Source organism: Sphingobium cupriresistens (genome assembly GCF_004152865.1).
Taxonomy (GTDB): Bacteria; Pseudomonadota; Alphaproteobacteria; order Sphingomonadales; family Sphingomonadaceae; genus Sphingobium; species Sphingobium cupriresistens.
This window is the reverse complement of record NZ_SEOO01000066.1, coordinates 1-11,014: the sequence shown is the minus strand read 5'-3', so window position 1 is coordinate 11,014 and position 11,014 is coordinate 1. Positions and strand designations below refer to the sequence as shown.

Genomic DNA, 11,014 nt, shown 5'->3' with positions numbered 1-11,014 from the left:
TCCGCGACAATCAACCCGCCCAATAGCTCTTGCCAGCGTCAATCAACACAGCCAAACAGGAACAGTCGCGACAATCTGTTCTCATCCTGATTGACGCCCGCCTCTCATCCAGATCGTCGCGCTATAGTCGAAGACCGATTTGGGCCAGGACGACAAGCTCGCACTGGCGCCGCGTGTCGCCAAACTGACAGGCGACATGCTGGAATTCACCGAAACGCCCAAAGCGGTGCAGATCATGGACGAGAAGGGCAAGCCGTTGCTGGGCGGCGATCATGATCGCCGCTTCTTCGAGGCGTCCTGGATGCATAAATATATGGGTAAATATTATTTCAGCTACTCGACTGGCGACACCCATTATCTGGCCTATGCGATCGGCGATTCACCCTATGGCCCGTTCACATACAAGGGGCGCATCCTGGAGCCGGTCGAAGGATGGACGACGCATCATTCAATCGTCGAATGGAATGGCCGCTGGTGGCTATTCTATGCCGATACGCAGCTGTCAGGGCAGACCCGCCTTCGCAATGTCAAAGTGACGGAGTTGCGCTATAATCCAGACGGCACCATCCAGACGATCAATCCGCTCGTCGCGAAAAGTGGTAAAGACAGCGCAGCCCCATGAGGCACGCGAGGCGTGGGGCAGGCCAGGACGAACCGATTATCTGCCGCGCCTTCCATATCCAACTTCACGACATACACGCCATGATGAGACAGGATGAAGAGGGTGCGTCGATCCGGCCCGCCGAACGGTATCTGCAAGGGACGTTCGGGCACATCGATGCGGCCGATTTCCTTGCCAGTGGCAGCGTAGACGAAGACCTGGCCGTTGGCGACATAGACACGCTCGCCTGGCCGCCCCTGAATGAAGCCATAGCTGTCGAGCGAGTCCGAGAAGCGCAGGCCGCGATGGTCCGCCGGCCCTTGCGCGAGAACCCGCCAGGCGGGCAGGACCACGCTGCCGTCGGATGGCACATAATCCCGCGCGTCGCGCCGTGCCATATCGCGGGCGAACATCTCGACGAGGGTGGTGAACTGATAGGTGGCGGGGTCGATCTGATCCTTGAACTCGCCATTATTCCACCAGTTGATCGATAGCACAGTGGCCGCGCCATCATGGGTAGCGGTGGGCGTCGCCGGAATGACGGCGATGTCGCTGGCGGGGATCCGATGTGGAAATCGACAGGGCTGACGAAGCTATGCTGGGCGGAATGGAAACGGATCGCCGTGGCGGCGGGGTTGCCGTCCATGACGCGGAAATCGATATTGCCGAGCGCGGTGTAGAAGGTGCCGGGATTGGCGTAAAAATGGATCACGCCTCCGATTGAAGGCTGTGTGTTTGGTTGGGCTTAAACGATCGATTGGTTGTCGTCAGCACCCTCCGATCTCTCGCCTTTCGCCACCCTCAACAAAGCATAGCCCAGCAAGCCCGCCAGCAGAGATCCTGCGACAATGCCGATCTTGGCCTCTGCCTGAAGAAGCAGATCGTTTGAAAAGGCGAGAAGCGTAATGAACAGGCTCATCGTAAAGCCGATGCCACAGAGCAGCGCGGTACCCGCGAGTTGCAGGCGGCTGGCATGGGCGGGCATGTCGGCGATTCCCAATCGAATCGCAATCATGGACGTGCCGAACACCCCGATGACTTTTCCGACCAACAACCCAAGTCCCACGCCGATCGTGACCGGCGCGGTGAAAGCTTCTGGCTGGAGGCCCAATATCGGAACGCCGGCATTGGCCAGGCCGAATATCGGCACAATCAGGAATCCGACAGGCAAATGCAGCCAATGTTCGAGACGATGGAGCGGACTATGCTCATCGGCGTCCGGCTTGCCTGGGGTTCCTTGCAGCGGAATGGCAAAGGCCAGTATCACGCCCGCCAGAGTGGCATGGATGCCCGACCGCAGCACGAAAATCCACAGCACGGCTCCAATGAGCAGATAGGGCGCAAGGCGGCGCACGCCGCTCCGGTTGAGCGCAAACAGAAGCAAGGTGATAACCGCCGCCGCGCCAAGATCGAACAAAGAGATTTGCGCCGTATAGAAAAAGGCGATGATCACGACAGCGCCCAGATCGTCAATGATCGCGAGCGCTGTGAGGAAGACTCGCAGAGATATGGGGACGCGGTTGCCCAGAAGCGCGATGACGCCAAGCGCAAAGGCAATGTCCGTTGCGGCAGGGATCGCCCAGCCGCGGGCTGTAGCGCCACTGTTGAAAGCAAGATAGACAAGCGCTGGCACGGCCATGCCCCCCGCCGCGGCGATGCCCGGCAAGATCCGGCGCGGCCAGGAAGAAAGCTGGCCGTCCATGATTTCGCGCTTGATCTCCAGCCCGACGAGCAGAAAGAAGATGGCCATAAGGCCATCATTCACCCAATGATGAAAGGATAGCGGTCCGACCATGCTGTGAAGCACATGCTCGTAATCCGCTGCCGCAGGCGAATTGGCGACGACCATGGCGATGACGGCGGCACCCATTAGCACCAGTCCGGCGGAGGCCTGACCTTCGAGAAACTGACGCAGGGCGCTGAGTGGCTTGGCGCGCGATAAGGCCATCAGGGAAACTCCGGGCAAGGGACGTCGCACGCTGGCGGCCCGACCAACGACACAAACCTGCCCGCCTGCATCATGGCGAACACCCGACGGGCGCTATGCCAAGCCCGATGCGCCTGCGCAACCCGGCGCATCGCCAAATATCAATCCGGCTCGATGCGATCAATGCGACCACCATCGAGCAGTGGCGCGGCATCGATACTTTGCGCGTCCATCAACATGGCCAGCCGTTCCGTCGCAGCCAAAATCATCGCCCGTTCCCATGCAGGCAGCGCATCGAACCGATCGGTAAAGCGCTTTTGAAGCGGGTCCGGCGCCTCGGCCAGCGCCCTGACCCCCTCTGGCAGCAGGCTGAGGCGAAATTGGCGTTTGTCCGTTTCGCTGCGCTGGCGCTGTACGAAGCCCAGGGCGACAAGGCGATCGACGATTGCCGTAATCGTCGCCTGGCTGAACTGCATAGCGTGAGCGATAGTCGATGGCGTCGTCAATCCACGCACGTCGATCTCACGCAATACCAGCATTTGAGAAGGCGTCAGCCCGGTTGTGGCGGCGAGTTGACGGCTACCGATTTCGGTGGCCCGCAGAACGCGTCGTAACGCCCGAAGAGTGAGGGAGGAAATTTCAGAGTCCATAGCTTTTCGCCATAGCTGGAAAGCGGCTTTGGAACCAACCGTCTCAGGACATCGGCCATAATCCTTCATACAATGAAATATAATTTCGTAGGCCGGGTTGAAATTTTCGAGGCATCCGGGCATATAGCGGCCCATCTCGCCGGGATGCATCAGCCATCCTGAGCAAAATATAATTCGGGAGATAAACAATCTTTGATTCCCAAGCTACAGCGGCCGCCGAGCCGCCACGGGCTTCTGCGTGTTCGCAAGAGAACAAGGGGCAGGACATTGACCTTCGAAAGCCCCGCCCGACCGACGGGCCGGCCATCAGCGGACTGATCGCGGCTTGCCCGCCGCTCGATACCAATTCGGCCTATTGCAATCTGCTACAATGCACGGACTTCGCCGATAGCTGCATCGTCGCTGAGCGAGGCGGCGAAATGGTGGGCTGGGTGTCGGGTTATCGCCCACCCGCTGCGTCCGACAAATTCTTCGTCTGGCAAGTGGCGGTGTCATCCGCCGCGCGGGGCCAGCGCCTTGCCGGTCGTATGATCGAAGCTTTGCTGGCGCGACCACAACAGGCCGGCGTCACCCATCTGACGACGACCATAACACAAGATAATCACGCATCCTGGGGCCTGTTCGAAGGGTTGGCCCGGCGATGGGGCGCGTCCATCGACAAGAGCGCACGCTTTGAGCGCAATCGCCATTTTGCCGGCGCTCACGCCACCGAGTGGCAGACATGCATCGGCCCGCTGCCGACGCCGGCCCATTCCTAAGAGGGATCAACCACTATGACCATCGACATCTATCCCAAGGCGACCGCCTCCATCCCCGACACCGCCATCTATGAACGGCGCGAGTCCGCCGTGCGCAGTTATGCGCGCGCCATGCCGCGCCAGTTCAACCAGGCGCAAGGCGTGTGGATGCATGACAATCAGGGCGGTCGTTATCTCGACTTCCTGTCGGGCTGTTCCACCCTCAATTATGGCCATAATCATCCGGTCCTGAAAAACGCATTGGTCGATTATATCGTCAACGATGGCATCACCCATGGGCTTGATCTCCATACCGACGCCAAGGCGGACTTCCTCGCCGCGCTGGAGGATGTGATCCTTACGCCCCGCGACCTCGACTATCGCGCCATGTTCACCGGACCGACCGGCACCAATGCTGTCGAGGCTGCGATCAAGCTGGCGCGCAAGATCACGGGGCGCGAACTGGTGATCGCCTTCACCAACGGCTTTCATGGGATGACGCTGGGCGCGCTGGCCTGCACCGGCAACGCCGCCAAACGCGGTGGCGCCGGCGTGCCTTTGAACCATGTCAGCCATGAACCCTATGATGGCTATCATGGTCCCGGCGTGGACACCGCCGAACAGTTGGAGCGTCGCCTTTCGGACCCGTCGAGCGGCCTCGACGCGCCGGCGGCCATTCTGGTGGAGACGGTGCAGGGCGAAGGTGGTCTCAATGCCGCATCGCCCCGATGGCTACGCCAGATCGCCGACATCGCAAAGCGCCACGGCGCGTTGATGATCGTCGATGATATTCAGGCGGGCTGCGGTCGCACCGGCAATTTCTTCAGCTTCGAAGGCATGGGTTTTACGCCCGATATCGTCACCATGGCCAAATCGCTGTCGGGCATGGGCCTGCCCTTTGCGCTGACCCTGTTCCGCCCCGAGCTCGACCAATGGTCGCCCGGCGAGCATAACGGCACCTTTCGCGGCAACAACCACGCCTTCGTCACTGCGACTGCGACGCTCCGGCATTTCTGGAGCGACGGCAATTTTCAGCAGGATATCGCCCGTCGCGGCGCGTTGCTGGAGCGCCGGCTCGCAGCGATGGCGACTGAACATGGCCTGTCCATTCGTGGGCGCGGCATGATGCGCGGTATTGATGTCGGATCGGGCGAGATCGCGCAAACCATCACCGCCGCTTGCTTTGCGCAGGGACTCATCATCGAAACCAGCGGCGCGCATGACGAAATCGTCAAGGTGTTGGCACCCCTCGTGATCGACGATTCGGTCCTGTCGGCCGGCCTCGACATTCTTGAGCAAAGCGTCCGCTCGGCCTTGGCCGTCACCTATGGCGTCGCCGCAGAATAAAGGAGATACGACAAATGATCGTTCGCAAACTTCAGGATATCCGCAAGTCCGACCGCAACGTGAAGTCCGAAGGCTGGGAGAGCGCCCGCCTGTTGCTCAAGGACGACAATATGGGCTTCTCCTTCCACGTCACCACCATGTACGCTGGCAAGGAACTGCACATGCATTATCAGAACCATCTGGAAGCGGTGCTGGTGCTTAAGGGCAAGGGCACGATTGAGGATCTGGGCAGCGGTGTCACGCATCGTTTGGCGCCCGGCGTCATGTACGCGCTTAACGCTCATGACCAGCATATCGTGCGGCCGGAAACCGACATCCTGTGCGTCTGCACCTTCAACCCGCCGGTGACCGGCAAGGAAGTACATGATGAGACGGGCGCCTATCCCGCCGACACAAGTGCGCCGCGCGAACACGCGCTGGCCGACTGATGTTATGCGATTGCCCAGGCCTCAGATGAATCCATCTGATTAGAAATCGCATTAAACCATCTATCACCTGAAAAGGGGGAGTCCCATGAAAGACCTCTACCCATCCCGCCACGATAGCGTGGCGGAATTTTTACCGCGCCTTGATCCCGTAGTCCATAGCGATTGGCATCAGGACTCGCCTATCACGCGCGAACAGGCGGAACGCTTCGAGCGTGACGGCTATTTGGTGCTGGAAGACATGTTTTCCGACAATGAAGTCATGTTCCTACAGAACGAGGCAGGCAAGCTGCTGGGCGATCCCGATGCGTTGGAAGCCGAAACGGTGATCGCCGAGCCAGGCAGTAAGGAAGTCCGGTCCATCTTCCGTATTCATGCCCAGAGCCGCGTGATCGCGCGCCTGGCAGCCGACCGGCGACTAGCCGGGGTCGCCCGCTTCCTGCTGGACGACGATGTTTACATACACCAGTCGCGCCTCAACTATAAACCGGGATTCCAGGGCAAGGAATTCTATTGGCACAGCGATTTCGAGACATGGCATGTCGAGGACGGGATGCCGCGAATGCGGGCATTATCCATGTCGGTCCTGCTGGCGGACAACACGCCGCATAATGGCCCGCTGATGCTGATTCCCGGATCGCATCGCCAATATCTGACCTGCGTGGGCGAAACACCGCAGGACCATTATCGCCAGTCGCTCAAAAAGCAGGAATATGGCGTTCCCGACGAGGACAGCCTGGCGGAACTGGCGCATCGTCACGGCATCGTGGCGCCGACAGGCAAGCCAGGATCGGTCGTGATCTTCGATTGCAACATCATGCACGGATCGAATGGCAACATCACGCCGTTCCCGCGCGCCAACGCTTTTCTGGTCTATAACGCGGTGTCGAACCGGCTGATCGCGCCCTTCGGCGTAGACAGGCCGCGCCCCGCTTTCATAGCAGCGCGCGGCGAGCCGGATGTCATCACGCCGGTCAGCGGGCCGCTGATGGAGGAAGCATTGGCATGAGCAACTTTCATAGCGTCGAAAAGATCGGCGGCACCTCCATGGCCGCGACCGCTACATTATTCGACAATGTGCTGATCGGCGGGCGCAAGGATGCAGACCTATATAATCGCATCTTCGTGGTGTCGGCCTATGCCGGCATGACCGACCTGCTGCTGGAGCATAAGAAAAGCGGCGAGCCGGGCGTTTATGCGCGCTTCGTCGCCGATGAGGATGCCGATGGCTGGCGCGAGGCGATAGAAATGGTGCGCGGCGCCATGCAGGATCGCAATAGGGCCATGTTCGTGCGGGCTGACCGGCTGGCGGAGGCGAACGCCTTTGTCGACATGCGCATAGACGCCGTCGCCGCCTGCCTCGATGATCTGGCGCGGCTGCGCAGCCATGGCCGGTTCTGCGTCAAGGAACAGCTGGTCACGGTGCGCGAGTTGCTCGCGGGTCTTGGCGAAGCGCACAGCGCACATTCGACGGCGCTGTTGCTGCGCGATCGCGGCGTCAATGCCCAATTTGTCGATCTCACCTTGTGGGACCAGCAGGACATGCGGGAACTGGACGATCGCATCGTGCAGGCCTTCGCATCCATCGATCTTGGTAACACCCTGCCGATCGTCACCGGCTATGCGGGGTGCAGCGAAGGGATGGTGCGTCGCTATGCGCGCGGCTATTCTGAAATGACATTTTCCCGCATCGCCGTCTTGACCGGCGCATCCGAGGCGATCATCCACAAGGAGTTTCACCTGTCGAGCGCTGATCCACGCCTCGTCGGCGCCGATAAGGCGCGTAAGATCGGCCGCACCAATTACGATGTGGCGGACCAGTTAGCGAACCTTGGGATGGAGGCTATCCACCCCGGCGCGGGCAGAGGGCTGCGTCAGACCGACATTCCGCTGCGTGTGCGCAACACCTTCGACAGGGAGGATGGCGGGACGCTGATCTGCGGCGATTACGTCTCCGACATGCCGCGCGTTGAGATCGTGACGGGAGTGCGCCACGCGCAGGCGCTGCAGTTTTTCGAGCAGGATATGGTTGGAGTTAAGGGTTATGACGCCGCCATTCTGGAGGCGCTGACCCGTCATGGCGCATGGATCGTCAGTAAGGCGTCCAACGCCAACACCATCACCCATTATCTGTCGGCCGATGCCGCGACGGTGAAGCGGGTGATCGCCGACCTTCAGGGGCGCTATCCCGATGCGGCCATATCGGCCCAACCGATCGCGATCGTGTCGGTCATCGGCAGCGATATATCACGACCAGGGCTTATGCCCGATGCGTTTCAGGCTCTGGCGGCCGCACATGTGCCGATCATCGCGATGCAGCATCAGATTCGCAACGTCGATGTGCAATTCATCGTCGATATCAACCATTTTGATCGCGCAGTGCGCGCGCTTCACCGCGCGTTGATAGAGGGCGGAGTTGACGCCACGGAGGATCGGCGCGCGGCCTGAACCACGTTCCATCATCATCCATGTTCGCCGCAATCCATCCTGTTCGCAGCCTGCTGCTCGCCATCTTCATGTTGATGGCGGGCAGCGGCTTCCTGTCCACGCTGATAAGCCTTCGGCTCGAACGGGCAGGGGCGGGCACCATGGCGATCGGCGCCGTCGCCACCGCCTATTTCGGGGGGCTGGTGATCGGCGCCCTGCGCGCTGGCGGCATCGTGCGCCAGGTCGGGCATATCCGCGCCTTCGCCGCCTTCGTATCCCTATTGTCCGCCAGCACGCTCGCCTATGCGCTGGTTCGGTTTCCGCTGTTCTGGGCCTGTCTCCGGTTCGTCGATGGCATCTGTGTGGCGGGCGTGTTCATCTGTCTTGAAAGCTGGCTCAATGACCGGTCCGAAGCGCATACGCGCGGCAGCGTGCTGGCCGCCTACATGGTGGCGCTCTATTCGGGGCAGGCGGTCGGACAATTGCTGCTGGCGGCGAGCGGCGCGCAGCCGACTGCGCCGTTTCAGTTGGCTTCCCTTCTCATTTCCTTGGCCATCATTCCGCTGTGTCTGACCCGCAGCGCTGCGCCGACGCCCATGGAGGCGCCGGCCTTCTCAATCCGCACCCTCTACGCCGCGTCCCCCCTTGGCACCTTTGGCGCTGTGACGACGGGGCTGATGCTGGGCGCCTTCTACGGTATGGCTGCGGTCCATGTCCGGCGACTGGGGCTGGATCTAGGCGCGACCGCCAGCTTCATGATGGTCGTGATTCTGGGCGGGGTGGCTCTGCAATGGCCGCTCGGTCGCTTGTCCGACCGTCTTGATCGACGGCGCGTAATCGTGGGTTGCTTCGCTGCGACGCTCACCTTGTGCATGTTGTTGGCGATGCCGGTGTCGCGCGGGCCGCAATTGCTGGGGCTTGGCGCGCTGTTCGGCGGCCTCAGCTTTGCCCTCTATCCCCTGTGCGTCGCCCATTGCAACGATCGGCTGCTGACGACGGAGCGGATCGCGGCAAGCGGACGGTTGGTGCTGCTCTATGCCGTCGGCGCAGCGATCGGTCCATTGGGCGCGGCGTTAATGATGAGCCTTGCGCCCGGCGGCGGCATGTTCTTCTTCATCGCCCTATGCGCCGGAGCCACAGTTGTTTTCGGTCTATGGCGCCAGATGGCCACCCCTCCAGCGCCCGATCAACAGGATTTTCAGATCGTTCCGCGCACCACTCCGGTGGCATCGCTGCTCGACCCTAATACCGCAGATGGACATTTGTCATGATCGCTTCCGCCAAAATCCTGTCAGCCCCGGAGGCCGAAGCCGATAGAGCCATGGCCGACAGGGCCACTTTGCGGCGCGCCATCACGGCTTCTGCGCTGGGCAATGCAACCGAATGGTTTGACTATGGCATATATGCCTATGGTGTAACCTATATCTCGGCAGCGCTTTTCCCCGGCAATGTGGATGACGCTGTGTTGTTTGCACTGGCGACCTTCGCCATTTCCTTCATTGTGCGACCACTGGGCGGGCTGTTTTGGGGACCGATGGGGGATCGGTTGGGGCGCAAGTCGGTCTTGGCCCTCACCATCTTGCTGATGTCGGGGGCTACCCTCGCGGTCGGACTGATTCCTTCCTATGCGCAGATAGGCTGGGGGGCGCCCGCGATGCTGATCGCGCTGCGTATGGTGCAGGGATTTTCGACCGGTGGTGAATATGGCGGCGCAGCGACATTTATGGCCGAATATGCGCCAGACGACCGGCGCGGTTTCTATGGCAGCTTCCTGGAATTCGGAACGCTGGCCGGCTTTTCGTTCGGTGCCGTGCTGATGCTCGGCTTCTCACTCCTGCTGGGCGACGCGGTGATGCATGACTGGGGCTGGCGGATTCCGTTTCTGGTGGCCGCGCCCATGGGCCTGATCGGCATGTATCTGCGTTCGAAAATGGAGGACACGCCGGTCTTTCGCGAACAGGCCGCCGATGGTAGCGGTTCGCCAGCGCTCAAAACACTGGTGCGCGAACACTGGCGACCGATGATGGTTGTCAGTGGCTTGGTGGTGGCGCTCAATGTCGTCAACTATACACTGCTCAGCTATATGCCGACCTATTTGCAGCGGCGTATCGGCCTGTCTTCCGATGAAGCGCTGCTCGTGCCGATCATCGGTATGCTTTTCATGATGCTCTTTTTGCCTTTTGCAGGTCATCTGTCAGACCGGATCGGCCGTCGCCCGATGTGGCGGCTATCGTTGGTCGGCCTGCTACTGGCGGTGGTTCCGCTCTACATGCTGATGGCGACGGGACTTGTCGGAGCGATTTTAGGGTTCGTGTTGCTTGGACTGCTCTATGTCCCGCAACTGGCGACCATTTCTGCGACTTTTCCGGCCCTTTTCCCCACACCGGTTCGATTTGCGGGCTTTGCGATCGCCTATAATATGTCGACTTCGATATTTGGCGGGACAGCCCCTGCTATCAGTAGCAGTCTGATCGGCGCAACCGGCGATGAATTGATGCCGGCCTTCTACATGATGCTCGCCTGTCTCGTGGGCCTCGTCGCGCTTCGGTTCATGCCTGAGACGGCCGGGCGGTCGCTTCGTGAGAATGTCTTTCGGAGGGCCAACACATGAGCCGATCTCTTTCTGACAGGGGTCGAAAAAGGGCAAAAGTCGGCCTTTAACCAAGGCGACAGGGCTGGCCTATTGATCGTAACGGATTTGTGGGGCTGGATGAAGGCGAAAGCATTTCTGATCCAGCCCGCTTCGCTTGGGACCAGCCAAAGCCTATTCTGATTAGAGCGGTTTCCACTCATTCCGGTTCATATCCGCACGATTTGAAGTAATTGGCGCATTCGTCGGGCTGGAAGATATCGACGAGCTTTCCTATCAGGCCCCAAAGCCCGCTGACGGTTCGCTCGCC

10 protein-coding genes and 3 pseudogenes are annotated in these 11,014 nt (G+C 60.5%); 9 read left to right on the top strand and 4 right to left on the bottom strand.

Annotation, left to right across the window (positions count from 1 at the left end):
- Positions 1-127: 127 nt before the first annotated feature.
- Positions 128-622, top strand: a pseudogene (locus EWH12_RS20690) (glycoside hydrolase family protein); the annotation flags it as partial.
- Here EWH12_RS20690 and EWH12_RS20685 read toward each other — a convergent pair.
- A pseudogene (locus EWH12_RS20685) lies at positions 547-1,161 on the bottom strand (YncE family protein); the annotation flags it as partial. The pseudogenes EWH12_RS20690 and EWH12_RS20685 overlap by 76 nt on opposite strands.
- An 8-nt stretch (positions 1,162-1,169) precedes the next feature.
- Here EWH12_RS20685 and EWH12_RS22380 point away from each other — a divergent pair.
- On the top strand, positions 1,170-1,325 hold the full coding sequence (locus EWH12_RS22380) for a hypothetical protein (RefSeq protein ID WP_165363678.1): 156 nt from the start codon (positions 1,170-1,172) through the stop codon (positions 1,323-1,325).
- A 21-nt stretch (positions 1,326-1,346) separates the two neighbouring features.
- Here the strand turns inward: EWH12_RS22380 and nhaA are convergent, their stop codons facing one another.
- Together nhaA and EWH12_RS20675 are read right to left on the bottom strand one after the other, a co-directional pair.
- Complete coding sequence (nhaA, locus tag EWH12_RS20680; protein WP_066608600.1) at positions 1,347-2,549, bottom strand: Na+/H+ antiporter NhaA; 1,203 nt, start codon at positions 2,547-2,549, stop codon at positions 1,347-1,349.
- Positions 2,550-2,689: 140 nt separating this feature from the next.
- On the bottom strand, positions 2,690-3,178 hold the full coding sequence (locus tag EWH12_RS20675; RefSeq protein ID WP_207212460.1) for a MarR family winged helix-turn-helix transcriptional regulator: 489 nt from the start codon (positions 3,176-3,178) through the stop codon (positions 2,690-2,692).
- Between the two features lie 266 nt (positions 3,179-3,444).
- On the opposite strand from EWH12_RS20675, the gene ectA reads away from it, so the two are divergent.
- The 7 genes from ectA (at position 3,445) to EWH12_RS20640 (ending at position 10,725) form a co-directional block, all read left to right on the top strand.
- Positions 3,445-3,936 (top strand): diaminobutyrate acetyltransferase, encoded by a 492-nt coding sequence (gene ectA, locus EWH12_RS20670; RefSeq protein WP_082679218.1) that lies wholly within the window; start codon positions 3,445-3,447, stop codon positions 3,934-3,936.
- A gap of 15 nt (positions 3,937-3,951) precedes the next feature.
- On the top strand, positions 3,952-5,262 hold the full coding sequence (gene ectB / locus EWH12_RS20665; protein WP_129927683.1) for a diaminobutyrate--2-oxoglutarate transaminase: 1,311 nt from the start codon (positions 3,952-3,954) through the stop codon (positions 5,260-5,262).
- Between the two features lie 14 nt (positions 5,263-5,276).
- On the top strand, positions 5,277-5,690 hold the full coding sequence (locus EWH12_RS20660; RefSeq protein WP_066608608.1) for an ectoine synthase: 414 nt from the start codon (positions 5,277-5,279) through the stop codon (positions 5,688-5,690).
- Between the two features lie 85 nt (positions 5,691-5,775).
- Positions 5,776-6,696 carry an ectoine hydroxylase gene (gene thpD / locus EWH12_RS20655; RefSeq protein WP_066608611.1) on the top strand — a complete coding sequence of 307 codons (921 nt, stop codon included), beginning with the start codon at positions 5,776-5,778 and terminating at the stop codon, positions 6,694-6,696.
- Positions 6,693-8,135: an aspartate kinase gene (locus EWH12_RS20650; RefSeq protein ID WP_129927682.1), complete on the top strand. Its 1,443-nt coding sequence runs from the start codon at positions 6,693-6,695 to the stop codon at positions 8,133-8,135. The genes thpD and EWH12_RS20650 overlap by 4 nt, the downstream gene beginning before the upstream one ends.
- A 20-nt stretch (positions 8,136-8,155) precedes the next feature.
- Positions 8,156-9,385, top strand: a complete 1,230-nt coding sequence (locus EWH12_RS20645; protein WP_129927681.1) for an MFS transporter — start codon at positions 8,156-8,158, stop codon at positions 9,383-9,385.
- On the top strand, positions 9,382-10,725 hold the full coding sequence (locus EWH12_RS20640) for an MFS transporter (protein WP_066608618.1): 1,344 nt from the start codon (positions 9,382-9,384) through the stop codon (positions 10,723-10,725). Before EWH12_RS20645 ends, EWH12_RS20640 begins: the two co-directional genes overlap by 4 nt.
- A 178-nt stretch (positions 10,726-10,903) precedes the next feature.
- On the opposite strand, the pseudogene EWH12_RS22535 reads toward EWH12_RS20640, so the two are convergent.
- Positions 10,904-11,014, bottom strand: a pseudogene (locus EWH12_RS22535) (IS630 family transposase); the annotation flags it as partial.